This window comes from Streptomyces sp. NPDC079167 (assembly GCF_040686735.1).
Classification (GTDB): Bacteria; Actinomycetota; Actinomycetes; order Streptomycetales; family Streptomycetaceae; genus Streptomyces.
In genome coordinates this window covers 87,325-112,068 of sequence record NZ_JBFBLO010000007.1, presented here as the reverse complement: position 1 = coordinate 112,068, position 24,744 = coordinate 87,325, and the positions used below count along the sequence as shown (strand labels likewise).

Sequence of the window (24,744 nt, the reverse complement as noted above, 5' to 3'; positions counted from 1 at the left end):
TTTTCAGATCTGCCTCATCCACGCGGTACGGGGCCTGAGAGATTCAAGGGAGGAACTTGCTCCTTCGGCGCCCGGCGCACACGGTGACCGGGACTCTCCCGCGCGGATTCAAACGGCCGGTATGCAGTTGGCGGGGTCATCATCGCACGCATTGCGGGAGAGTGGGGCGTCCAGGCCCGGACGGGTGCCGGACCCGACACGTACGGGCGGAAGCGGTTGTGCCGCATTACCTTTTCTTTACACTTCTTGGGCAGGTCAGTGGGTGACTCGGCAGGGGGAAGGCGATGACGTTGCAGCGCTACGCGACAACCGCGGGGGCGGCACGCGGTGCGATGCCCCAGCAGCCGGGCGTGCCCGCCCGGGAGCTGACGGGCGGGCCCGCTCCGGTGGTGCGTGATCTGCGGGGCGGGGGCGGCCGGGGGCCGCGCGGCCTGGACTTCACGGCGGGTGACGTGGTCGTGGTCTCGGGGCTGCCCGGCAGCGGGAAGTCGACGCTGATCCGGCGGGCGGTGAAGGAGTACGCGGTCGACTCCCAGGACACCAGGGACCGCTGGGCGGCGGCCCTGCCCGCCTTACTCCCGTACGCCCTCTACCGCCCCCTGGTGCGTGCCGCGCACTACACCGGGCTGTGGCGGGCGCTGCGGTCGGGCGGACCCGTCGTCGTCCACGACTGCGGCACGCAGGCGTGGGTGCGGAACTGGCTGGCGCGTGAGGCCAGGCGCCGGGGCAGCGGCCTCCATCTCGTCCTGCTCGACGTCACCCCCCGGGTGGCCAGGCAGGGGCAGCGGGAGCGTGGGCGCGGGGTCTCCGGATACGCCTTCGCCCGGCACCGGCGGGCGGTGGGCCGGCTGCTGCGCGACACGGAGACCGGACTGCTGCCGCCGGGGTGTGCCTCGGCGGTCCTGCTCGACCGTGAGGCCGCCGCGGACATCGACCGGATCTCGTTCCCGGAGGCGCGGCTCCCGCAGGAGTAGAGGACCCGGGGGCGTCACCGTTCGCATACGCACAGTTCGCAGGCGCTCCGCGCACTGTCCGGGATCTGGACGGTGCGGTGGACGGAGGTGCCGCCTCTGCGGGCTCTGCCCTCCTGCCGCGACCCGGTCTAGAGTTTCAGCCGCACCGCATGGCGAGAAAGGGACACAGACACCGTGGACATTCCGGCTCAGGCCCAGGCCCCGTCGCACCCGCCGCAGGGATGGCCGGCCAACGAGCTAGAGGAGGTGCTCAGTGCCTCGCTCGGCGTGCCCGGCGCGGGCGGAAGGCTGGTCGAGGTGCTCGGCCGCAGCCAGATCTGGGTCCCCCTCCCGAACGGCGGAGGGCGCGACAGCACCGACCTCGATCTGCCGACGGTCGACATCGACGGCGGCGCGTACGTCCCCGTGTTCAGCTCCGAGGCGCAGTTCCTCCAGTGCGTCGGCACCCATCTCTCCTTCACCGTCGCGCCCGCACGCGAGTTCGCCCGCGGACTGCCGCCGCAGCTCGGTATAGCGGTCAACCCCGGCGGCGCCGTCGGCGTGCCCCTGCCGCCCGGCGCCGTCGCCGAGCTCTGCCGGGCCGGGCGCACCCCGCTGGACGGCCCCGCGAGCGGCGGCCGGGTTCGGCTGTACGAGCCGGACTGGAAGGAGGACCCCGTCGACTTCCTCGCCGCGGTGTCCGCCGAATTCCAGGGGACCGCCGAGGTGAAGACCGCGCGCCGGGCGCTGGCCAGCATCGAGGGCGAGAGTCCCGTCCTCTTCGTCGGCGTCGAGTCCGCCGTGTGGGACGCCGCCGGGCAGAGCGCCCCGCTGGACGCCCTGGGGCGCGCGCTCGGCCGGGTCCAGGTGCCCTGGCCGGTCAATCTCCTGCTGCTCGACGTGGCGCAGGACCCGGTCGGGGACTGGATGCTGGAGAAGGTACGTCCGTTCTACCGGCGCGACGCGTACTGAGAGACGGAGCCGCCGTTGCCACGTGGCGTCAAGACGGTGTCAGGGGCGGCGCATAAGCTGGTTGGATGACGAGGCCGCCCCGTGTGCCCGGGAGTGGCACCACAGCACAGTGCGGCATGCGGGAACAGCGGAACGAAGAGGGGCGGGACCCAGGGTGAGTGCGTCAGGTACCGCGGCGGCCGGTCAGGTCGAGCACATGCTGCGCCAAGTGACCCCGGGGCGCCTCGACGCGTACGAGTCGCTGCTGCGGTCCCTCGCGGACGGCCAGGTCTGGATGCTCCTCTGGCACGGCACGGCGGGCTCCCCCGACGCCCAGTACGGCAACATGGAGGTCGAAGGGCAGGGTTACGCCCCCTGTGTGACCTCCGCCCAGGAGCTCTCGGCCAGCGGCTGGAACAGGGCCCACGAAGTGATCACGGGCCGCGACATCGCCCGCTCCCTCTTCCCCGACCGCTGGGGCATCTGGCTCAACCCGCACGCCCCCGGCGGCGGCGTCGGCATCCCGTGGCTGGACCTGCGCCGCATCGCCACCGACCTCGACCGGATGCCCGCCGGGCCGCTGCGGCTGACCGAACCCTCCATCGAACTCCCGCAGTTCTACGCCCTGCTGTCGCAGAACGCCCACCGCACCTCCGCCGTCCGCGCGCTGCGCCGCGCCTGGGTGCAGCCGGCGCTCGGCGCCCCGTACCTCGCGATCGGGCTCGACCTCTACGACACGGGCCGGCCGTCCGTCGACGCGGTCCGCGCGATGATGCAGCAGTCGATCGGCGTGGTCCCCGACGGGCTGCCGGTCTCCACGGTCTCGCTGTCCGACGAGTACGACCCCGTCGCGATGTGGCTGAACGCCAACTCCCGTCCGTTCTACGACCGCGAGGCGCACGCCCCGGCACCCGCTGCCCCGGGTTACGGCTACCCGCCCGCCACCGGGCCGGTACCGCACGCGTACTGAGAGGGCGTCGGCCGCCACCGCGGTGTCGCGGCCAAATAGTCACCTGAACAACGTAGTTGGGAGACATGTCCGTTAGCAACGGATTGGTTCCCCGGGGGCCCGCTCAACAAGCACAGCTGTCCGCATAACGGAAGCCTCTTGGCAGCATCACGTTTGAGCAAACATTCCCCGTCAGGTCTGGCGGGTGATCGCAAAGTGGTTGAAGACTCCACACAGCAGGTGCTCCATGCCCGGCGAAACCCTCTTTCAAACAGGGTCAGTTCGGCATGTGTGATCGCATCTGTCATGTTTTGTTAGAGCCGCTACAGCGGCGGTCACAGGCCGGCCACCGTCGGCCGAGAGGGGTCTCCAGCGCAATGACGGCACCGATCGAGACCACCGGGGCGGATGCGCGGCCCGAAACGGTGCTGGAAGGCGCCGGGCGCAAGGAGATCGAGGGCCGCTCGCTCGGCCGCATCGCCTGGACGCGCTTCAAGCGGGACAAGGGCGCGATGGCCGGCGGCATCGTCGTCGTGCTGCTGATCCTCACCGCGGTTCTGTCCAAGCCGCTCCAGTCGCTCCTCGGGCTCGACCCCAACGCCTTCAACCAGAGCCTGGTCGACCCCGTCATGCTGGCGCCCAAGGGCTCCCTGGGCGGGATCAGCTGGGATCACCCCCTCGGAGTCGAGCCGCAGACCGGACGCGACATCCTGGCGCGCATCCTCGAAGGCTCCTGGGTCTCCCTCGTGGTCGCCGTCGGCTCCACGCTGCTCTCGGTCGTCATCGGCGTCGTCATGGGCGTCGTGGCCGGGTTCTACGGCGGCTGGGTGGACAGCTTCATCAGCCGGCTGATGGACACCTTCCTCGCCTTCCCGCTGCTCCTCTTCGCGATCTCCATCTCCGCCTCCCTGCAGGGCAACGCCTTCGGGATGGAAGGGCTCACGCTGCGGATCGCGGTCCTGATCTTCGTGATCGGATTCTTCAGCTGGCCCTACATCGGCCGCATCGTCCGTGCGCAGACGCTGTCGCTGCGTGAGCGGGAGTTCGTCGAGGCCGCCAGGTCCCTGGGGGCCCGCGGCCCGTTCATCCTCTTCCGCGAGCTGCTGCCGAACCTCATCGCGCCGATCCTCGTGTACGCGACGCTGCTGATCCCCACGAACATCCTCTTCGAGGCCTCCCTGTCCTTCCTCGGCGTGGGTATCGCGCCGCCGCAGGCGTCCTGGGGCGGCATGCTCACGCAGGCCGTCGACCTCTACGAGGTGGACCCGATGTTCATGGTCATCCCCGGTATGGCGATCTTCATCACCGTGCTGGCCTTCAATCTGCTGGGGGACGGGCTGCGCGACGCACTCGACCCTCGTGGCAAGTAATCGCGGCAGTGCCGCACCGGACTAGCGAGGGGGCTTTCCTCAGCATGCAGAACAGAAAGACAGCAGCGGCCATAGCCGTGGCCGTAGCGGTGTCGCTCGGCGCATCGGCCTGCAGCGGCAGCGATTCGGACGGCGCCAGCAACGGCGGTGGGGGCAACGCCAAGGCCGACGCCGGTCTGACGAGCATCGTCAACCCGACGGACAAGAAGGGGGGGACGGTCACCTACGAGCACTCCAGTGGCCCGGACTCCCTGGACCCGGGCAACACGTACTACGGCTGGGTGCAGAACTTCTCCCGCCTGTACGCCCGTTCCCTGGTCACCTTCAAGCCGGCCGCCGGCAAGGAGAGCCTGAAGGTCGTCCCCGACCTCGCCACCAGCCTCGGCAAGGCCAGCGCGGACGCCAAGACCTGGACGTACACGATCCGCAAGGGCGTGAAGTTCGAGGACGGCACCGAGATCACCTCGAAGGACGTCAAGTACGCCGTCGAGCGCTCCAACTTCGCGCCCGAGGCCCTGTCCAACGGCCCGACGTACTTCAAGGCGTACCTCGAGGGCGGCGACAAGTACAAGGGTCCGTACAAGGACAAGTCGGCCGGGGGTCTCAAGTCCATCGAGACGCCGGACGACTACACGATCGTCTTCAAGCTGAACAAGCCCTTCGCGGACATGGACTACCTCGCCGCCTTCTCGCAGACCGCTCCGGTCCCGCAGAAGGCCGACACGGGTGCCAGCTACGTCCAGAAGATGGTCTCCTCGGGCCCGTACAAGTTCTCGGCGTACGACGAGAGCAAGGGCGCGACGCTGGTCCGCAACCCGGAGTGGGACCCGAAGACGGACCCGATCCGCAAGGCGCTGCCGGACAAGATCCAGCTGAAGCTCAACGTCAACCCCACCACGGTCGACGACCACCTCCTCAACGACGTGACCACCGCGGACGTCGCGGGCACGGGTCTGCAGTCCAAGACGCAGCCCAAGGTCCTGGTCAAGGCATCCGAGAAGGCCAAGACGGACAACCCGTACGCCGGCGTCCTGCAGTACATGGCGCTCAACGTCAACGTGAAGCCGTTCGACAACATCGAGTGCCGCAAGGCCGTCCAGTACGCCGTCGACAAGCAGAGCCTGATCGACTCGATCGGTGGCTCGGTCAAGGGCGACCCGGCCACCACGGTCATCCCGCCGACCGTCGCCGGCTACAAGAAGTTCGACCTGTACCCGACCGAGGGCAACAAGGGCGACATCGCCAAGGCCAAGGACCACCTGGCCAAGTGCGGTCAGGCCAAGGGCTTCAAGACCACGCTGACGGCCCGTTCGGACCGTCCTGACGAGATCACCGCCGCCACGCAGCTCCAGGGCAGCCTGAAGGCGATCGGCATCACCGCCGAGATCAAGCAGTTCCCGTCGGACAAGTACTTCACCGACTTCGCGGGTGTCCCCGAGTGGGTCCACAAGAACAACGCGGGCATGATGATGATGCAGTGGGGTGCCGACTGGCCGACCGGCTTCGGCTTCCTCGACCAGATCGTGAACGGATCGGCCATCAAGCCGTCCGGTGGTACGAACCTGATGGAGCTCGACGACAAGGGCGTCAACGACGCCCTCGTCAAGGGCATCGGCACCGTCGACACCACGGCGCGCAACGCCGCCTGGGGCGAGGTCGACCAGAAGGTCATGGAGAACGCCTCGGTCGTTCCCCTCGTCTACCGCAAGAACCTGCTCTACCGCCCGGAGTCCGCGGCGAACGTCACGGTCACCGACGCGTACCTCGGCATGTACGACTACGTGCTGATGACCTCGACCAAGTAACACCTGTTCATCAACAGCATCCCTTGAAAGGCAGGTGAAGGCGCCGGGCCGGCGGGCGTACCCCGTCCGCCCGCCCGGCGCCGCACGGCTGTGGCTGCGTACATCATCCGACGCGTATTCGCCGCGGTGTTGCTGCTGCTGGTGGTCAGCGCAGTCACGTTCGCGATCTTCTTCCTGGTTCCCCGCCTCGGCGGGCAGACCCTCGACTCGATGGCCGCCCAGTACGTCGGTAAGAGCCCTGACCCCGACGTCATCGCCGCGGTCAAGAAGAACCTGGGGCTCGATCAGCCCCTGTACATCCAGTACTGGGAATTCATCAAGGGCATCGTCGTCGGCGCCGACTACCAGTTCGGCCCCGACCCGGTCACCTGCAACGCCCCGTGCTTCGGCTACTCCTTCAAGACCCACACCGAGATCTGGCCGCAGCTCGTCGACCGCATCCCGGTCACCCTGTCGCTGGCCGTCGGTGCCGCGGTCATCTGGGTCGTCTCCGGTGTCGCGATCGGCGTCCTCTCCGCGCTGAAGCGGGGCTCCTTCTTCGACCGCCTCTCCATGGGTGTCGCCCTCGCCGGCGTCTCGCTGCCGATGTTCTTCACCGGCCTCGTCGTCCTGGCGCTGTTCGGCAACGGGGAGTACGTCCCGTTCGCCGACGATCCCCTCGCGTGGGCGGGCAGCCTGGTCCTGCCCTGGTGCACGCTCGCCCTCCTGTACTCCGCTCTCTACGCCCGGCTCACCCGGGCCGGGATGCTGGAGACGATGGGCGAGGACTACATCAGAACCGCCCGTGCCAAGGGCCTCAAGGAACGCAAGGTCGTCGTCAAGCACGGCCTGCGCTCCGCGCTGACCCCGCTCGTCACGATCTTCGGCATGGACTTCGCACTGCTGCTCGGCGGCGCCGTCATCACCGAACGGGTCTTCTCCTTCCAGGGCCTCGGTGCCTTCGCCATCCAGGGCGTGACCACCGCCGACCTGCCCAAGGTGATGGGCGTGACCCTGGTCGCCGCCTTCTTCATCGTCATCTGCAACCTGCTGGTGGACCTCGTGTACGCCGCGATCGACCCCCGGGTGAGGCTCTCATGAGCGACGCAATCAAGAAGGACTCCCCGGCGGCGGACACCGTCCCCGCCCCGCGGTCCGGCGACGGCCACGAGTTCCTGTCCGTGCGCGACCTCAGCGTCCACTTCGACACCGACGACGGCCTGGTCAAGTCCGTCGACGGCGTCAGCTTCGACCTCAAGGCCGGCCAGACCCTCGGCATCGTCGGCGAGTCCGGTTCGGGCAAGTCCGTGACCTCACTGGGGATCATGGGCCTGCACACCTCGGAGCGCGCCCGGATCAAGGGCGAGATCTGGCTGGACGGCGAGGAGCTCATCGGCGCAGGCCCCGAGCGCGTACGGAAGCTGCGCGGCCAGAAGATGGCCATGATCTTCCAGGACCCGCTGTCCGCCCTGCACCCGTACTACAGCATCGGCGCGCAGATCGTGGAGGCCCACCGGGTCCACCACAAGGTCGACAAGAAGACGGCGAAGAAGCGCGCGATCGAGATGCTCGACCGCGTCGGGATCCCCGAGCCGCACCGCCGGTACGAGGACTACCCGCACCAGTTCTCCGGCGGCATGCGCCAGCGCGCCATGATCGCGATGGCTCTGGTCAACAACCCGCAGCTGCTCATCGCCGACGAGCCGACGACCGCACTCGACGTCACCGTCCAGGCGCAGATCCTCGACCTCATCCGCGATCTGCAGAAGGAGTTCGGCTCCGCGGTCGTCATGATCACGCACGACCTCGGTGTCGTCGCCGAGATCGCGGACCACCTGCTCGTGATGTACGCGGGACGCTGCATCGAGCGCGGCACGGCCGAGAAGGTGTTCTACGAGCCCCAGCACCCCTACACCTGGGGTCTGCTCGGCTCGATGCCGCGCATCGACCGGGAGCAGACCGAGCGGCTCATCCCGGTCAAGGGCTCGCCGCCCAGCCTCATCAACGTCCCGTCGGGCTGCGCCTTCCACCCGCGCTGCCCGTACGCCGACGTCCCGCCGGACAACATCACCCGCACCGAGCGTCCTGAGCTGCAGCTGGTCAGCGACGGGCACTACTCCGCGTGCCACATGTCGCGTGAGAAGCGCGACCGGATCTGGACCGAAGAGATTGCGCCGAAGCTGTGACTGATCGAGACAAGAAGACTCCCGCGTCCCCCGCGGCCGGGTCGGACGGGTCCGGGTCCGAGCCGCTCCTCAAGGTCGAAGGCCTGGTCAAGCACTTCCCGATCACCAAGGGCGTGCTGAAGCGCAAGGTCGGCGCGGTCCAGGCCGTGGACGGGCTCACCTTCGACGTGCGTCCCGGGGAGACCCTGGGCGTGGTCGGTGAGTCGGGCTGCGGGAAGTCGACCATGGGCCGGCTGGTGACCCGTCTGCTGGAACCGACCGGCGGCAAGGTCGAGTTCCAGGGCCGCGACATCACCCACATGTCGGCGGGGCGGCTCCGGCCGATGCGCCGCGACATCCAGATGATCTTCCAGGACCCGTACGGCTCGCTGAACCCGCGCCACACGGTCGGCGGAATCGTCGGCACCCCCTTCCGGCTCCAGGGCGTCGATCCCGAGGGCGGTGTGAAGGCCGAGGTCCAGCGGCTTCTGGAGCTGGTGGGGCTCAACCCCGAGCACTACAACCGCTACCCGCACGAGTTCTCCGGCGGTCAGCGCCAGCGCATCGGCATCGCGCGGGCGCTCGCACTGAAGCCGAAGCTGGTCGTCGCCGACGAGCCGGTCTCGGCGCTGGACGTGTCGATCCAGGCGCAGGTGGTGAACCTGCTGGACGACCTCCAGGAGGAGCTCGGGCTCACGTACATGATCATCGCGCACGACCTGTCGGTCATCCGCCATGTGTCGGACCGGATCGCGGTCATGTACCTCGGCAAGATCGTGGAGCTCGCGGACCGCACCTCGCTGTACGAGGCGCCGATGCACCCCTACACCAAGGCGCTGATGTCCGCGGTGCCGGTGCCGGACCCGCGCAGGCGCGGTGCCAAGAGCGACCGCATCCTGCTCAAGGGCGACGTGCCGTCGCCGATCTCGCCGCCGACCGGCTGCCGGTTCCACACCCGGTGCTGGAAGGCGACGCAGGTCTGCAAGACGACGGAGCCGCCGCTGCTCCAGCTGAAGACCGGGCACCAGGTGGCGTGCCACCACCCGGAGAACGGCGAGGACCAGGCACCGGGGGACGCGCCGCTCGTCGCGGACGTCATCACGGTGAAGTCGGCGGCAGCCGCGGAGCCGGCCGCCGCGACGGAGGAGGCGACCGCCCCCGCGACGGCGTCCCTGTCCGAGGAGGCGTCCGTGTCCGAGGAGGCGTCCGTGTCCGAGGCTTCGGGCGAGCCGGGGAAGTCCGCCGCGCTCGCGGCCGACGGTGACGGCGAGGACTCGTCCTCCGCGCCGTCCCCGGACGCGGAGGGCAAGGCGAAGGAGTAGTACCGGCACAATTGCCCGGTGCTCAACGAACTCTTCACCCCCTCCGTCCAGCATTCGCTCGACATCGTCGGAATCTTCGTCTTCGCGATCTCGGGCGCACTGCTCGCCGTACGCAAGAACTTCGATGTCTTCGGCATCGCAGTCCTCGCCGAGGTGACAGCGCTGGGCGGAGGGATCTTCCGTGATGTGATCATCGGTGCGGTCCCTCCGGCGGCCTTCACGGATCTCGGCTACTTCGTCACCCCGCTGCTCGCCGCCGCCCTGGTCTTCTTCCTGCACCCGCACGTGGAGCGGATCCAGGTCGGCGTCAACGTCTTCGACGCGGCCGGGCTGGGGCTCTTCTGCGTGGCCGGCACGGTCAAGGCGTACGAGTACGGTCTCGGCCTCACCTCCTCCGCCGCCCTGGGGCTGGCCACCGCGGTCGGCGGCGGTGTGCTCCGCGACGTCCTGGCCAACGAGGTGCCGTCGCTGCTGCGCTGGGACCGGGACCTGTACGCCGTGCCCGCCATCGTGGGCGCCGTCATGGTGGTCCTCTGCATCCGGTTCGACGCCCTCAACGGTTACACCAGCGCCGCCGCCGCGATCACCGCGTTCCTCCTGCGGCTCCTGGCCCTGCGCTTCCACTGGCGGGCCCCGCGCGCCTACAACCGGCGCTCGGCCACGGCGGAGGAGAAGCCCGCCGTCATGTGACGGCAAACAAAAAGCTACCGCTCAGTAATGCGATCGGTGTACCGTGCATGCCATGGCACAGGCAGCAGCGCAGGAGTCGCGCGCGGTACAGGCGACCATCGGTGACAGCGAGTTCGACCGCGACACCGCGGTCAGGTTCCGGGAGGAAGGCGTCTACGACGCGGAGCTCTCCGCGGGCTGGACGATCATCCACGCGGTCAACGGCGGCTACCTGCTCGCCATGCTCGGCCGCGCGCTCGGCGAGGCGCTCCCGCACTCCGACCCCTTCTCGGTCTCCGCGCACTACCTCACGGCCTCCGTCCCCGGCCCCGCAGTGATCCGCACCCAGGTCGTCCGCACCGGCCGCACGCTCTCCACCGGCGAGGCATCGCTCTTCCAGTTCGCGGAGGACGGTACGGAGATCGAGCGCATCCGGGTGCTTGCCACCTACGGCGACCTGGACGGCCTGACCGACGAGGTCCGCACGGCGGCCGAGCCGCCCGCCATCGCACCCATCGAACAGTGCTTCGGCACGAGCGACGGCACGGCACCGATCCCCGGCAGCTCCGCCATCACCGAACGCCTGGACATCAAGCTCGACCCCGCGACGGTCGGCTGGGCCGTCGGCGCGCCGTCGGGCAAGGGCGAGATGCGGGGCTGGTTCGCGCTCGCGGACGGCCGTGACGCGGACCCGCTCTCGCTGCTGCTCACCGTGGACGCGCTGCCGCCGACCTCGTTCGAGCTGGGGCTCAAGGGCTGGACGCCCACCATCGAGCTCACCACCCACATCCGCTGCCGCCCGGCCCCCGGGCCGCTGCGCGTCTCCATCACCACCCGCAACCTCGCGGGCGGCTTCCTGGAGGAGGACGCGGACGTCTGGGACAGCGCCGGCCGTCTCGTCGCCCAGTCCCGCCAGCTGGCCCGCGCGCCCCGCGGCTGAGGCGCGCCGGACCGGGCGCATCGCGTGGTTCCCGAAGCGGCGGCCGCGGTCACGGAGCCGTACGCAGGAAACGGGTGAGGGCCGCGGTGAGCTCGGCGGGAGCGTCCTCCTGGACCAGGTGCCCCGCCCCCTCGATCAGCCGCAGCTCGGCGCCCGGGATCATCCCGGCCAGCTCATGGCCGCGGGCGACCGGGATCCAGGTGTCCTCGGTGCCCCAGCACACCAGCACCGGCAGCTCCAGCTCGCCGAATCGGTGCTGGATCTCGTCGGTGAACCGCTGGTCGTTCTGGGTGATCTGCCGGTAGAACGCGGGCTGCCCGGCCTCGGTGCACCAGGGGGCGACGAGGCTCTCCAGCACCGCCGGATGCAGCCCCCGGTGGCTGGCCGATCCGACGTACTCCGTCACCAGGGCCCGGTGCAGGTCCGGCGGCAGGTCGCCGAAGACCTCGGAGCGGCCCCCGAGCAGCCGGTAGGCGGGCGAGCCCCACGGGGCCAGCGCCACCGGGTCGACGAGGGCCAGGCGCCGGTAGCGGGCACCGTGCAGGAGATGGGCCCGCAGGGCGACGCAGCCCCCGAAGTCATGGGCGGCCACCGCCGGTTCACCGAGCCCCCAGTGCTCGATGAGCTCGTTGAGCACCCGGGCCTGGGAGCGGAGCGACACGTCCTGCCCGTCGTACTGCGCGGAGGCGCCGTAACCCGGCAGGTCCCACACGTACACACGGTGGTCCTGCGCCAGCCCCCGGGCGATGCCCCGCCAGACGTACGAGGAGAAGGGTGTGCCGTGCACCAGGACGACGGGCGGAGCCTGCTCGGGCCCCAGCGCCGCCCAGCGCACCTCGCCCGCGGAACTGACGAAGGCCCGGTCCAGTATCCAGTCGTTCATGGCACCGACCCTACGGCCCGTCCAGCCAGTGGGCACGGCCCAGCGTGACCAGGCGCAGCCGGCGCCGCGCCACCCGGACGACCTCCTCCTCGCCCTCCGGGCCGGCGTCCAGCAGCGCCGACGCGGTCAGCACCATGTGGTCGACGTAGAGCCCGCCCAGCATCAGAAGGTCCTCCCGCTCCCAGCCGGCTGACTCCTGCTCCTCGCCGAGGACTTGGGCGACCTCCTCGGCGAAGCCGCGCAGCTGGGCGGCGATGGCCCCGCGGACCTCCTCCACGCCGCCGTGCTGTTCGCGTGAGATGAAGCGGAAGTGGGCGGGCTGCGCCGTGACATGACGCGCTATCAGCTCGACGCTGCGGTCGAGCCGCTCCTCGCTGTTCCCCGTGTCGGCCAGGATCGCGCCGATCATGCCGTGCAGGCTGTCCAAGGCCTCCTGGACGAGGGCGACGCCGAGCGCCGCCATGTCGTCGAAGTGACGGTAGAAGGCGGTCGGGGTCACGCCCACGGCCCTCGTCACCTCGCGCAGGCCCAGGCTGCTCAGGCTCTGGTGCTCCAGCAGTCCGAGTGCCGCGTCGAGCAGCGCCTGGCGGGTCTTCAGCTTCTGGGCCTGGCGGATGCCGACGGTGTGACTCATGCCATTCAGTAAACAACCGTTCTCCGAGTTTCGGAAGTGGCGCAGGGTCTAAACTGATAAGTCAGTGCACAGTCGTACTCTCAAAGCTCGCAGAAAGGCCCGGACATGTTCGTCCTCGTCGCCGCCCTGCTCCTGCTGGGGGTTGTCCTCGGAGCGGTCGCGCACCTCCCGCTCCCCGTGGCCCTGGCCGCCGCCGCCGTGATCGGCCTCTGGCTGGCGGTCTTCGCCGTTCGTGAACGCCTCGCCCGCCGCACCCGCTGACGAAGGAGCCGCACCATGACGCTCATCACCGCACGCACCGCTCCGCGCGACGCCCGCTCCGGCGAGTCCCCCTCGGCCGCGGCTCGTTCCGGCACCCGGGACGGCGACGGGCTCGCCGTCGCCTCGTTCGTACTCGGGCTGCTCGGCCTCCTCGTGATGAACATCCTGCTCGGACCCGTCGCCATCGTCATGGCGCTCGTCGCTCTCGCCCGCTCCACCGCCCGACGGGGGCGCGCGCTGCTCGGACTGGCCCTCGGTATCGCCGACCTGGTCGTCCTGGCCGTCCTGGTCACGGCCAACGGCACCGTCTCCTGGAGCCTCACTGCCTGAGGCCCGTGAGGGGGACGCTCCGCGTGAATATCTGGAGTGAGTCTCTTGAATCCGCTTCCGCTTCCGGTGCCCGCTGGCCAGACTTTCCCGGTACGGAAACGGTGTGTCACGGGGGGACAGCGTGGGCGTGTTAGACCTGACGGGCAGCGGGGCCAAACCGCTGGAAGCGGACGATCCGGTGCAGATCGGTGGGATTCCGCTCGGCGGCCGGCTCGGCTCCGGCGGAATGGGGCGCGTCTACCTCGGCGTCCACGAGGGGCGGTACGTCGCCGTCAAGCAGGTGCTGCCCTCGATCGCCGGTGAGGACCAGGACTTCGTCCGCCGCTTCGGGCACGAGCTGGACAACCTCGCCGAGCTGCCCGCGGAGGCCACCGCGCCCCTGATCGCCAGCGACCGCGACGCCCGGCCCCCCTGGCTGGCGACCGCGTACGTCCCCGGGCTCACCCTGAGTGACGCCCTCAGGCTGCACAAGGGCCCGCTGCCCGCCGGCACCCTCTGGCTGCTGCTGCGCGAGGCGGCCGCCGGGCTGGTCCCCGTGCACGAACTGGGCATGGTGCACCGGGACCTCAAACCGTCCAACGTCATGCTGACCGTGGACGGCGCCACGGTCATCGACTTCGGTGTGGCCCGCGCCACCGAGCAGAGCCAGCTCACCAGGAGCGGCATGGTCGTCGGCACCCCGGCGTACATGGCTCCCGAACAGGCCACCACGAAGAGGGATCTGACCGGCGCCGCCGACGTGTTCGCGCTGGGCTCGGTCATCGCGTACGCGGCCAGTGGCAGCCCGCCCTTCGGCGAGGAGTCCGGCCCCGCCGTGCTGTACCGCATCGTGCACGAGGAGCCCGACCTGGCAGCGCTGCGGGAGCTGGATCCCGCACTCGCCGACATCGTCACTGCCTGCCTGGCCAAGGACCCCGAGGCCAGGCCCTCGGCCTCCGAGCTGGTGCGCAGTGCCACGGAGCACGGGCCGTTCACGGCTCCTCCGTGGCCGGAGTCCATCAGCGGCAACCTCGCGGAGAAGGCCGCCTTCGCGGCGAACGTCCAGGAGATCGAGCTGCCGCCGCCCGTCTCCATGGAGACGCGGAACCTCGGGCGGAAGCCACGTACGAAGTTCCAGGACCACCCGCGGCGTACCCGCGTCGCCTTCGTCGTCCTTCCCGTCGTCCTGACCGTGGGCGGGGCGACGCTCGCCGTCCAGCTCCTGCCCCATGTCTCGGGGGCGAACGACCACGAGGCCGCCGGGCCGTCCGCCTCGGTCTCGGCCCCGGCCGTGCCCGGGGCCTCCTCCTCGGATGCGAGCCCGTCCGGCCCGGCGTCACCCGCGAAGTCGCCGAAGGACAAGGGCGAGGGCGCTGACAAGGAGGCTGACGGCGGATCCTCGCCCGCGCCGGGGGCCGGTGACGCGGGGAGCGGTTCCCAGGACGGTTCCGGCGGGTCCGGAGCGGCGGGTGGGTCAGGCACGTCCGGCGGCTCCAGTGGCTCCGGTGGGTCCGGTACCTCGGGAGGGTCCAGTGGCTCCGGTGGGTCCGGTACCTCGGGAGGGTCCAGTGCCTCGGGTGGGTCCGGTACCTCCGGGGGCACCGGCTCCGGGGGCTCCACCACACCCTCCGGGATGCACCGCTACCGCAACGGCGAGAACGGCAAGTGCCTCGTCGCCCCGTACGGCGGGCCCTCGGCCGCCGGTGACTGCGAGGGCATGGGTGCCGGCTGGACCGTCCGCCCGCTGTCCGACGGATCCTTCCAGATCGCCGCCGAGTCAGGCAGGAACTGCCTGAGCGCGAACATCCTCAACGCGGGGACCCTTCAGCTCTCGTGCAACGAGGCCGAATCACGCCTCTGGCGCGCAGGGGAGGGGGGCAGCCTCGTGAGCGTCGGCACCGGGGGCTGCCTCGGTCTGGCCAGTGGGAGCGGCGTCACGACGAGCCGCTGTTCGGGCAAGGCGTCTCAACGCTGGACGGCTTTCTGATCGCAGCCGGACGGGACGCCTCCCTCGCACGCCCCGGGCTGCGCCCGCCCCGAACCTGAAGCGAACAGGGGGCGGCCGCGACTCGGACCGGCCCTCCCCGGGGCTGCCGCGAGCCGGCACCTGATGCGCCGGGCGCCGCCCTCGGCACGCGCCGTGCCGCGGACTCGTAGAATCGTCAGCACCATGGCTTACCTCGACCACGCCGCGACCACGCCGATGCTTCCGGAGGCGATCGCGGCGATGTCCGCGCAGCTCGCCGTCACCGGCAACGCGTCCTCCTTGCACGCTGCCGGGCGCCGGGCCCGCCGTACCGTCGAGGAGTCCAGAGAAACCCTCGCCGACGCCCTCGGGGCACGCCCCAGCGAGGTCGTCCTGACCTCCGGCGGCACCGAGGCCGACAATCTCGCCGTGAAGGGCCTCTACTGGGCCCGCCGCGACGCGGACCCCCGGCTTACCCGGGTCCTCGCCAGCCCTGTGGAGCACCACGCCGTCCTCGACGCCGTTGACTGGCTCGCCGAGCACGAGGGCGCCACCGTCGAATACCTCCCGGTCGACGGGTACGGGCGTGTCCACCCGGACGCGCTGCGCGAGGCGCTCGCACGCGACCCGGACGACGTCGCCCTGGTCACCGTGATGTGGGCGAACAACGAGATCGGCACCATCATGCCGATACGCGAACTCGCCGACGTGGCCCGCGAGTTCGGCGTTCCCATGCATTCCGACGCGGTGCAGGCGTTCGGGCAGCTGGAGGTCGACTTCGCCGCGTCGGGGCTGGCCGCCATGACGGTCAGCGCGCACAAGATCGGCGGCCCGTTCGGCATCGGGGCGCTGCTGCTCGGCCGCGACCAGACCCCCGTGCCCGTCCTGCACGGCGGCGGCCAGGAGCGGCATGTGCGCTCCGGCACCCTCGACGTGCCCGCCGTGGCCGCGTTCGCCGTGGCCGGGCGGCACGCAGCCGATGGGCGCGAGAGCTTCGCCCGGGAGATCGGCGCACTCCGTGACGAGCTGGCCGAGGCCGTGCTGAAGGCCGTGCCAGACGCCCTCCTCGGCGGCGACCCGGCCCCCGGCGGGCGGCTGCCCGCCAACGCCCACTTCACCTTCCCCGGCTGCGAGGGCGACTCCCTCCTGCTGCTGCTCGACGCCCAGGGGATCGAATGCTCCACGGGCTCGGCGTGCACCGCCGGCATCGCCCAGCCGAGCCATGTGCTGCTGGCCACCGGCACGGACCCCGCGCTGGCACGCGGCACGCTGCGTTTCTCGCTCGGCCACACCACGACCGGACAGGACGTGGAGGAACTGGCGCGGGCGATCGGTCCCGCGGTCGACCGGGCCAGGACGGCGGGACTCAGCTAGCCGTGGCCTTCTCGGCTGTCCCCGTGGACGCGGCGCGCACCAGCTTCATGTAGCGGGGCCAGTCCCAGTGCGGTCCGGGGTCGGTGTGGTCCGTGCCGGGCACCTCGACGTGCCCGATGATGTGCTCCCGGTCCACCGGGATCGCGTACCGCTTGCATATCTCGGCCGTCAGCCGCGCGGAGGACTCGTACATCTTCGTGGTGAAGTCCTGCGGGCGGTCGACGAAGCCCGCGTGCTCGATACCGACGCTGCGTTCGTTGAACGAGCGGTTGCCCGCGTGGTAGGCCACGTCGAGCTCACGGATCATCTGCGTCACCCGGCCGTCCTGGCCGACGATGTAGTGCGACGCCGCCTTGTGCGCCGGGTCCTGGAAGACGTTGACGGCGCTCTCGAAGCTGCCCTGCGTGACATGGATGATCACCCGGTCCACGCCGTAGTCGTCGGGGCGGTCGGCCCGCCGCCAGTTCGCCTCGGAGGCCGCGACCCAGCTCGCCGGTGCGTAGTCCCGCTCGCCTTCCTCACGGGGCTTGCCCACGCCGGGCAGCCGCCACCACACCTGCCGGATCTCGTCGACGGCCACAGCGGCCGTGGCCGCCGCCGCTGCCCCGCCGCCGATCAGCAACGAGCGCCTGCTGATGCCGTGACCAGGACCCTTCCCCGACGACCCGGCACTCCCGTTGTTCCCCATATGATCCCCAACGCATATCCGCGAGCATTCGGTTCCCGGCGCCCCGTACTCTGGAGAGGCTATGACTCAGACCTCCCAGCGCCCCCTCCGTGTGCTCGCCGCCATGTCAGGCGGAGTCGACTCCGCCGTAGCGGCGGCCCGAGCCGCCGAGGCGGGCCACGACGTGACCGGTGTGCACCTCGCCCTCTCCGCGAACCCGCAGTCCTTCCGGACGGGCGCGCGCGGCTGTTGCACCATCGAGGACTCCCGGGACGCCCGCCGCGCGGCGGACGTCATCGGCATCCCGTTCTACGTCTGGGACCTGGCGGAACGCTTCCGCGAGGACGTCGTGGACGACTTCGTCGCGGAGTACGAGGCCGGGCGCACCCCCAACCCCTGCCTGCGCTGCAACGAGAAGATCAAGTTCGCCGCGCTGCTCGACAAGGCGCTGGCCCTCGGCTTCGACGCCGTGTGCACGGGCCACTACGCCACGGTCGTGGTGAAGGACGACGGCACCCGTGAGATGCACCGCGCCTCGGACATGGCCAAGGACCAGAGCTACGTCCTCGGGGTCCTGGACGAGAAGCAGCTCGCCCACGCGATGTTCCCGCTGGGCGACACCCTGACCACCAAGGACGAGATCCGGGCCGAGGCCGAGCGCCGTGGCCTGGCGGTCGCCAAGAAGCCCGACAGCCACGACATCTGCTTCATCGCCGACGGCGACACCCAGGGCTTCCTGGCCGGCCGCCTCGGCGGCCCCGCGGAGGGCGACATCCTCGACGAGTCCGGCGCGAAGGTCGGCACCCACGAGGGCGCCTTCGGTTTCACCATCGGCCAGCGCAAGGGGCTGCGCATCGGCCACCCCGCCCCCGACGGCAAGCCGCGCTACGTCCTGGACATCTCCCCGGTGAACAACACGGTGACGGTCGGCCCGGCCGAGGCCCTGGACGTCACCGCCCTCACCGCGATCAAGCCCCGCTGGTGCGGCACGGCCCCGTCCGGCCCCGGCACGTACACCGCGCAGCTCCGCGCCCACGGCGGCGAGACGGAGGTGACGGCGGAGCTGACCGACGGCACCCTGTCGGTCACGTTCACCGAGCCGGTCAGGGGAGTGGCACCGGGCCAGGCGGTGGTGCTGTACGACGGGACGCGGGTGGTCGGGTCGGCGACGATCGCTACGACGGTGCGGCGGGAGAAGGCGTCGGCCACCGGCTGAGGGCCGGGGCTGGCACGGCCGGTGCAGGCGTCATAGGCTGCACATGCGGATCGTCCGCATGCGGTGTACGTACGACGGGGTCAGCCTCCCCGTCCTGTCGGGAGGCCGAGGGTGCTACTGCGTTTCCGGGTGGCCAATCACCGCTCGATCCGTGATGAGTGCGAGCTGTCACTCATCGGGTCTGCCTCCGGTGACGGCAACGCCCGAGTGACCGGACTCCGTCACGACGGGCATGACGTGTCGGCTCTGCCGGTGCTGGGCATTTTCGGCTCCAACGCCGCAGGCAAGAGCAATATGCTCAGTGCGCTGTCCGACATGCGGCACGCGGTCCGCACCTCCTTCGCCGACTGGACGAAGTCGCCCGGTGTGCCCCGTGAGCCCTTCAAACTCGACCCCGCGTGCACGGAAGAGACCAGCCTTTACGAGGTCGATCTCTCCCTCGGTCGCAACAGCACCCGGTTCACCTACGGCTTCGAGCTCTCGGACGAGCGCGTCGAGGCGGAATGGCTGCACGCTTACCCCGGCGGCAAGCGGGAGACCTGGTTCGACCGCGAAGCGGGCCGTCCCGACGCGGAGGGCGGGGAGTTCGTCTTCGAGGGCGAGGGCTACAAGGGGAATCGCGAACTCCTGGTGTCCGTCACGCGACCTGATTCCTTGTTCCTGTCCACCGCCGCCACCCTGAACGACCCCCAGCTCTCCGCACTGCACCGCTGGTTCCTGGACAACATGTGGCTGGTCACACCAGGCGAGGACGTCGGGCACCGCACCAGGTGGACTCTGGACCTCATCGAGCAGAACGCGAAGGACGGGTACCGCGAGCGAGTCCTGCACCTGCTGGCCGCCGCCGATATCGGCGTCACCGGCATGGACGTCGACCCGGAGACCGGGGCCGTCAGGCTGCGGCACCGTACAGGGGACGGAACCGACACCCCGCTGGACTTCCTCACCGAGGAGTCCTTCGGCACGCACGCCTGGTTCGCCTTCCTCGGGCCGATGTTCACGGTTCTCGACAAGGGCGCAGTGCTGCTCGTGGACGAGCTGGACTCCTCCCTGCACCCGACACTGGCGGCGGAGGTCGTACGGATCTTCCAGGACCCGAAGGCCAACCCACGCAACGCCCAGCTGATCTTCACCACGCACGACGCCACCCTCCTCGGCAGCGAGGTGCTGGACCGCCCGCTCGCCCGCGACCAGGTCTGGATCGCGGCCAAGGACCGGTCGGGTGCGACGGAGATCTATCCGCTGACCGCCGCCCACCCCAAGGACGGCGAGAACCTGGAGCGTGGCTATCTGCGAGGGCGCTACGGCGGAGTGCCCCGAGTCAGCGCGGGGGAGATCGCCCGCGAACTGTCCTGGCAGGAGGAGAAGGCAACAGCGTGAGTACGCGGGGTGGGCAGCAGGGCCAGCACGGCACCGAGGGGCAGGCGGACGAGCCGCCCCGGCGGAAGCGCAAGAGCCGCAAGGGCGAGGAGAAGCCTCTCGTCGCCCCCGCGCCACCGCCTCCCGCCGATACGCGGGCGCAACGGGTGCTGTATGTCGGCTGCGAGGGCGAGTCCACCGAGCCGGACTACCTCAACTACCTCAACGAACGCTTCGGCGATGGCAGCCTCACCGGCGGACGGCGGTTCCGTATCCAGCCGGTGTTCGCCAAGAACGGGCTGACTCCGGCCAAGGTGGTCGCCAAGGTCCAGGAGAAGGCAGAGGAAGACGAGGCCTGGGCCCTCTTCGACCGGGACCAGCACCACGACATCCCCGAGGCCTTGGACCTGGCGGCCGAGCAGGGCACCGAGGTCTGCTTCTCGCATCCCTCGTTCGACCTGTGGCTGCTGCTCCACTTCCAGGCGTTCGGGGGCAGTCGCGGGGGCAGCAGCAAGGACGTGGTGGACGCGCTGCGGCAGGCGGACCCGGCCTTCAAGAACTTCGACAAGCGGAACGACAAGAGCGTCAAGGACGGGCGTCGTACGGCGCTGGGGAAGAAGGAGTCCGCCGCCGTCAGCCATGCGCGGAGCCTCGTCGACCAGTGCGAGCACGACAGGTGCAAGGCGAAGTCCACTCGCAAGGACCGTTACCGGTGGGAAGGTGCTCCCGAGCGCCCCGACCCGCTGATCCCGGACTCGGGCCACGCCGCCGACTGCCCGGTCCTCGACCGTGACCCGTCCACCGATGTCTGGAGGCTGCTGGTGAGCCTAGAAATCGTGGACGCCTGACCATTCGGGACGTCGCCCGATCCGGTCATCGGTCCGCACCGGATCCACGGGACGTCTACGCTTCCCTGAGCATCCCGATCCCCTCACCGTACGTACGAAGGAATGGCGCGTGGCCAGAATCACCCTGCCCGAGCTCGAACGGCACCTGTATTCGGCCGCCGACATTCTGCGCGGTCGGATGGACGCCTCCGAGTACCGGGACTACATCTTTGGGATGCTCTTCCTGAAGCGCGCCTCGGACGAGTTCCAGCCCGAGTGGGACCGGGTGTACCGCAAGCACCTGGACCGGACGAAGGACGAGACGAAGGCGCTGAAGCGGGCCAACGACCCGGACTCGTACACCGAGGTCTTCTACGTGCCGCCCCGGGCGCGCTGGTGGAAGGGACCCCACCGCGACCTGGAGGACCCGGAGAATCCCGCGCCCGGCATCCAGACGCTCACCGACAAGGTCGGTGAGCGTCTCGACCAGGCGATGGTCGCGCTCAGCGAGGGCAACGAGCGTCTCGCCGGCGTCACCACGCACATCAGTTTTAATGAGGTCGTCGGTACGAAACCCCGCTTCACCGACGCTGAACTGTCCCAGTTGATCCGCCACTTCACGCTCTACCGGCTGCGCAACGAGGACTTCGAGTTCCCCGACATGCTGGGCGCGGCCTACGAGTACCTGCTGGGGGAGTTCGCCGACTCGGCCGGGCAGAAGGGCGGAGAGTTCTACACCCCGCGCGCTGTCGTACGCATGATGGTCCGGCTCGTCGACCCGAAGGCCCAGGAGTCCGTCTACGACCCCTGCGCCGGCTCCGGCGGCATGCTGATCGCGGCCCGCGAACATGTCGAGGAACATGGCGAGGACCCGACGCTCCTCTCGGTCAACGGTCAGGACAAGAACGGCCCCTCCTGGTCCATGGCCAGCATGAACATGGTGCTGCACGGCATCCGGGAGTTCGACCTCCAGCACGGTGACACCCTCACCGAACCACTGCACTTCCAGCCGGGCACCACGCAGCTGCGCCGGTTCACCAAGGTCCTGTCCAACCCGCCGTTCTCCCTGAACTATGACGCCTCGCTGGTCAGGAAGGCCGATGAGGACCACGGGAAGCGGATGAAGCACTGGGCGCCGGAGGGCGGCAAGAAGGCCGACCTCATGTTCGTCCAGCACATGGTGGCGGTGCTGGAGGAGCGGGGCGTTGCGGCGATCGTCATGCCGCACGGAGTGCTGTTCCGGGGCGGCAAGGAACGCGACATCCGCGAGCAGCTCCTCAGGGACGACTGCATCGAGGCGGTCATCGGCCTCGGCCCGAACCTGTTCTACGGGACGGGTATCCCGGCCTGCGTGCTGGTGCTCCGCCGTCCGCACCGCAAGCGCGTCGAGCGGGTGGACAAGGTTCTGTTCATCAACGCCGACCGGGACTTCACGGCGGGCCGGAACCAGAATGAACTCCGCCCGGAGCACGTCGAGAAGATCGTCACCACGTACGAGCAGTGGCGCCAGATCCCTCGGTACTCGCGTGCGGTCGAGGTGAAGGACCTGCTGGCGGCGGAGGCCAACCTCAACATCCGCCGCTGGGTGGACAACTCGCCGCCCGCAGAACCCCAGGACGTACGGTCGCATCTGTACGGCGGTGTACCGGTGACCGAGGTTGCGGACCAGGCCGAGTTGTTTCGCTCGTTCGGCGTGGACGCGACAGAGCTGTTCGCCGTACGGGACGGCGACCCGGACTACTACGACTTCCTGCCCGAGGGCCCGGACGCTACGGCGGCCCGCATCCCGTGGCTGGCGGAGAAGAAGAAGTCGGAGCTGGACGAGGTCTACGCCACGTGGTGGAAGGCCCACGCGCCGCTGTTCGCGGGCCTCGCGGCAGACCGTGAGCTGATGAAGCTTCGGAGCGGGCTCCTGGACTCGTTCAAGCGGGACATCGGCGCGGTCGGCGTGATCGACGAGTTCACCACGGCCGGCATCATCGCCGACTGGTGGGCCACCAACCGCTACGACATGAAGGCCCTGGCGGCGGGCGGGTTCGAGCGGGTACTGACCGGCTGGGTCGACTCGGTCGAAGCGATCGTCGAGCCCGTGATCCCGGACGACGACACCACGACCCGGAAGACGACGGTCACGGCGACCGACCGCCGCCGCGCCATGGACCAGCCGGTCGTGCGCGTGCTGATCCCGGAGTTCCTGGACGAGGTGGTGACGGCGGACAAGGCGGTCACCGAGGCCGACGTGGCGCACAAGACGGCACTGGAGGCGCTGGCCGAGGCGAAGGAGCCGGAGGCGGCTGACGGCGGCGAGGACGCGGAGGGCGCGGACGGCGCCGAGCCGGAGGAGGACGCCGCTCCGGTGGCCTCGGCGGAGAGGATCGCCGAACTGACCCGGGATGCTGCCGCGTGCAAGAAGGCTCTGGCGGTGGTCAGGAAGAAGCGGAAAGCCTTGGACGAGGTGTTCCTGCGCAGGCTGCGGGCCGCGCGGGACGTGGTGCTGGCTGAGGACGGCGGCCCGGAACGGGTGGTGCTGGAGGTTCTGGACGCGGACCTGTCCGGGCGCCTGGACTCGGCTACGGCTGCGCGCAGGCGTGAGCTGGTGGCGGCGTTCCGGAGGTGGGCGGAGAAGTACGCGGTGTCGCTGACGGACCTGGAGGCGGAGAGCGACGAGGCTGCGGGCGAGCTGGGGAAGTGGCTGGAGGAGCTGGGTTATGCGCGATGAGCTGGAGCTCGGTGATGTCCTCGTTGACATCGGAGTCGGTGTCGCAAAGGGAGCCCATGCACAGGAACCGGCTGACGGAGAGTGGGGACTCTTGCGACTCGGCGCCCTGCGTTCCCAGGTCTTCGGCTCCACGCAGGCGAAGCGGCTGCAGGCGTGGGACTCCGCTTATGAGAAGCTGGAAATCCGTGAACTCGACGTCCTGATGGTGAGGGTGAACGGTGCCCCTGCACTAGTAGGGGCAACTTGTGTGGCCAGGGGAGTGCGGCCTCGGCTAGTGCTTTCCGACCTCATGTACAGGCTCGTTCCGGACGAGCGGAAAGTAAGTCCAGAATTTCTTGGCCTGTTGCTGAACGCTGAGAATGTTCGACGTCAGATTCGTACTGCGATGAGAGGGACTAGCGGGCAGTTTCAGCTTCCGCAGGCGGAAGCTAGGTCGCTCAGGATTCCTGACGTTCCGCTCTCGCAGCAGCGCCGGATCGTCGCCGTGCACGCCGTCTTCGAGCGGCGGATCGGGGCACTGGAACGGCTGCACGACAAACTCGCAACAGTAAAGCGTGCGTCCCTCGCCAGTGAGCTGTCCGCCGGTAGCGCACACGGCATTGTGCCGCTGAGGCACCTGTTGGACGCTGTCCAGTCCGGGTGGAGTCCTGTGTGTGACAGCGTCCCCCCGGCACTTGATGAGCATGGAGTCCTGCGCCTGAGCGCGGTCACGTCTGGAACCTTCGTTCCGGAGGAGGCTAAGCGGCTGCCAAGCGGGGTGGTTGCCCGCTCAGCTCTCGAGGTGTCGGCAGGAGATGTGCTTGTGTCTCGCGCCAACGGGGTCAAGACTCTGGTTGGAGTTTCTTGCTACGTGGAGCAAGTGCGAGCAGGGCTGTACCTGCCGGACCTCGTATTCCGGCTGTCCCCCAACCCGGAGCAACTGGATCCAAGATTCCTGAGCCTGGTGCTTGGGTCGGGCGAGATGCGGCGTCAGATTGACTCGGTCATGCGGGGCACTAGTGGGCAGTACAAGATCTCGAAGGAAGACATCCAGAGACTTTCAATCCCTGCTGTGCCGCTCAGTGAACAGCGCAGGATCGCTGCAGTGCAGAGCGGCTTCGAGTGTCGATCCAGAGCACTCAGAAAGCAGGCCGCGAAATTGCGGGTAGCGCAGCAGAGTGTGGTTGAAGATCTGATCCGCGGGACTTCTTTGGCTCACATGGATTGTGTTAATTTTGAGACGAGTGAGAATTAATCCCTTCCAGGCTTGATGGCAGCCAGTAGCCCCCTGAGTGCTTCCCGGCTGACAACCAAGGTGGTGTTGGGGCTCTCGCTCTCGCGCAGCGCGACGCCGGTGTCGTCGGGCAGCGCGGCGACCTCGACGCAGTTGTTGCCTCCGCCTGAGCAGAACGACGAGCGTTGCCAGTCATGTTCGAGCACGGTGGGG

At 69.5% G+C, this 24,744-nt stretch carries 23 protein-coding genes and 1 riboswitch; of the genes, 19 read left to right on the top strand and 4 right to left on the bottom strand.

Annotation, left to right across the window (positions count from 1 at the left end):
- Positions 1-13: 13 nt before the first annotated feature.
- Positions 14-111, bottom strand: a riboswitch (glycine riboswitch).
- Between the two features lie 173 nt (positions 112-284).
- The 10 genes from AB0P41_RS16770 (at position 285) to AB0P41_RS16725 (ending at position 11,103) form a co-directional block, all read left to right on the top strand.
- Entirely contained in the window at positions 285-974 is a 690-nt protein-coding gene (locus AB0P41_RS16770) for an AAA family ATPase (RefSeq protein ID WP_356711433.1), read from the top strand.
- 174 nt (positions 975-1,148) lie between these two features.
- Complete coding sequence (locus tag AB0P41_RS16765; RefSeq protein WP_356711431.1) at positions 1,149-1,925, top strand: enhanced serine sensitivity protein SseB; 777 nt, start codon at positions 1,149-1,151, stop codon at positions 1,923-1,925.
- Positions 1,926-2,079: 154 nt separating this feature from the next.
- Complete coding sequence (locus AB0P41_RS16760) at positions 2,080-2,874, top strand: enhanced serine sensitivity protein SseB C-terminal domain-containing protein (protein ID WP_365932639.1); 795 nt, start codon at positions 2,080-2,082, stop codon at positions 2,872-2,874.
- Positions 2,875-3,230: 356 nt separating this feature from the next.
- Entirely contained in the window at positions 3,231-4,223 is a 993-nt protein-coding gene (locus AB0P41_RS16755) for an ABC transporter permease (protein WP_356711427.1), read from the top strand.
- Positions 4,224-4,267: 44 nt separating this feature from the next.
- Positions 4,268-6,028: an ABC transporter substrate-binding protein gene (locus tag AB0P41_RS16750; RefSeq protein WP_356711425.1), complete on the top strand. Its 1,761-nt coding sequence runs from the start codon at positions 4,268-4,270 to the stop codon at positions 6,026-6,028.
- A gap of 90 nt (positions 6,029-6,118) precedes the next feature.
- A complete protein-coding gene (locus tag AB0P41_RS16745) occupies positions 6,119-7,108 on the top strand; it encodes an ABC transporter permease (protein WP_356711423.1) in 990 nt (329 codons plus the stop codon).
- The gene (locus AB0P41_RS16740; RefSeq protein WP_356711421.1) at positions 7,105-8,193 is read left to right on the top strand and encodes an ABC transporter ATP-binding protein; all 1,089 of its coding nucleotides are present in this window, start codon (positions 7,105-7,107) and stop codon (positions 8,191-8,193) included. The genes AB0P41_RS16745 and AB0P41_RS16740 overlap by 4 nt, the downstream gene beginning before the upstream one ends.
- Positions 8,190-9,494, top strand: a complete 1,305-nt coding sequence (locus AB0P41_RS16735) for a dipeptide ABC transporter ATP-binding protein (RefSeq protein ID WP_356711419.1) — start codon at positions 8,190-8,192, stop codon at positions 9,492-9,494. Before AB0P41_RS16740 ends, AB0P41_RS16735 begins: the two co-directional genes overlap by 4 nt.
- A gap of 18 nt (positions 9,495-9,512) precedes the next feature.
- Positions 9,513-10,184, top strand: coding sequence for a trimeric intracellular cation channel family protein (locus tag AB0P41_RS16730; RefSeq protein ID WP_356711416.1), 672 nt, complete (start codon positions 9,513-9,515; stop codon positions 10,182-10,184).
- 52 nt (positions 10,185-10,236) lie between these two features.
- Positions 10,237-11,103, top strand: a complete 867-nt coding sequence (locus AB0P41_RS16725; RefSeq protein WP_356711413.1) for a thioesterase family protein — start codon at positions 10,237-10,239, stop codon at positions 11,101-11,103.
- A gap of 49 nt (positions 11,104-11,152) precedes the next feature.
- On the opposite strand, the gene AB0P41_RS16720 is transcribed toward AB0P41_RS16725, so the two are convergent.
- The gene (locus tag AB0P41_RS16720) at positions 11,153-11,986 is read right to left on the bottom strand and encodes an alpha/beta hydrolase (RefSeq protein ID WP_356711411.1); all 834 of its coding nucleotides are present in this window, start codon (positions 11,984-11,986) and stop codon (positions 11,153-11,155) included.
- Between the two features lie 10 nt (positions 11,987-11,996).
- A complete protein-coding gene (locus AB0P41_RS16715; RefSeq protein ID WP_356711409.1) occupies positions 11,997-12,620 on the bottom strand; it encodes a TetR family transcriptional regulator in 624 nt (207 codons plus the stop codon).
- A gap of 105 nt (positions 12,621-12,725) precedes the next feature.
- Here AB0P41_RS16715 and AB0P41_RS16710 point away from each other — a divergent pair, with 105 nt between their 5' ends.
- The 4 genes from AB0P41_RS16710 (at position 12,726) to AB0P41_RS16695 (ending at position 16,530) form a co-directional block, all read left to right on the top strand.
- The gene (locus AB0P41_RS16710) at positions 12,726-12,881 is read left to right on the top strand and encodes a hypothetical protein (RefSeq protein WP_356711407.1); all 156 of its coding nucleotides are present in this window, start codon (positions 12,726-12,728) and stop codon (positions 12,879-12,881) included.
- Positions 12,882-12,896: 15 nt separating this feature from the next.
- Positions 12,897-13,211, top strand: coding sequence for a DUF4190 domain-containing protein (locus AB0P41_RS16705; protein ID WP_356711405.1), 315 nt, complete (start codon positions 12,897-12,899; stop codon positions 13,209-13,211).
- Positions 13,212-13,338: 127 nt separating this feature from the next.
- Complete coding sequence (locus AB0P41_RS16700) at positions 13,339-15,177, top strand: protein kinase (RefSeq protein ID WP_365932832.1); 1,839 nt, start codon at positions 13,339-13,341, stop codon at positions 15,175-15,177.
- A gap of 183 nt (positions 15,178-15,360) precedes the next feature.
- Positions 15,361-16,530, top strand: coding sequence for a cysteine desulfurase family protein (locus AB0P41_RS16695; RefSeq protein WP_365932635.1), 1,170 nt, complete (start codon positions 15,361-15,363; stop codon positions 16,528-16,530).
- Here the strand turns inward: AB0P41_RS16695 and AB0P41_RS16690 are convergent.
- Positions 16,523-17,218 (bottom strand): peptidoglycan recognition family protein, encoded by a 696-nt coding sequence (locus AB0P41_RS16690; RefSeq protein ID WP_356711401.1) that lies wholly within the window; start codon positions 17,216-17,218, stop codon positions 16,523-16,525. The genes AB0P41_RS16695 and AB0P41_RS16690 overlap by 8 nt on opposite strands.
- 61 nt (positions 17,219-17,279) lie before the next feature.
- On the opposite strand from AB0P41_RS16690, the gene mnmA reads away from it, so the two are divergent.
- The 5 genes from mnmA (at position 17,280) to AB0P41_RS16665 (ending at position 24,552) form a co-directional block, all read left to right on the top strand.
- Positions 17,280-18,413 carry a tRNA 2-thiouridine(34) synthase MnmA gene (gene mnmA, locus AB0P41_RS16685; RefSeq protein ID WP_365932633.1) on the top strand — a complete coding sequence of 378 codons (1,134 nt, stop codon included), beginning with the start codon at positions 17,280-17,282 and terminating at the stop codon, positions 18,411-18,413.
- A 207-nt stretch (positions 18,414-18,620) separates the two neighbouring features.
- Entirely contained in the window at positions 18,621-19,793 is a 1,173-nt protein-coding gene (locus AB0P41_RS16680; protein ID WP_365932631.1) for an AAA family ATPase, read from the top strand.
- Entirely contained in the window at positions 19,790-20,620 is an 831-nt protein-coding gene (locus AB0P41_RS16675) for an RloB family protein (protein WP_365932629.1), read from the top strand. Before AB0P41_RS16680 ends, AB0P41_RS16675 begins: the two co-directional genes overlap by 4 nt.
- Positions 20,621-20,729: 109 nt before the next feature.
- The gene (locus AB0P41_RS16670) at positions 20,730-23,318 is read left to right on the top strand and encodes an N-6 DNA methylase (RefSeq protein ID WP_365932627.1); all 2,589 of its coding nucleotides are present in this window, start codon (positions 20,730-20,732) and stop codon (positions 23,316-23,318) included.
- Positions 23,308-24,552: a hypothetical protein gene (locus AB0P41_RS16665; RefSeq protein WP_365932625.1), complete on the top strand. Its 1,245-nt coding sequence runs from the start codon at positions 23,308-23,310 to the stop codon at positions 24,550-24,552. The genes AB0P41_RS16670 and AB0P41_RS16665 overlap by 11 nt, the downstream gene beginning before the upstream one ends.
- Here the strand turns inward: AB0P41_RS16665 and AB0P41_RS16660 are convergent.
- Entirely contained in the window at positions 24,549-24,737 is a 189-nt protein-coding gene (locus AB0P41_RS16660) for a DUF397 domain-containing protein (RefSeq protein ID WP_365932623.1), read from the bottom strand. The genes AB0P41_RS16665 and AB0P41_RS16660 overlap by 4 nt on opposite strands.
- Positions 24,738-24,744 lie beyond the last annotated feature (7 nt).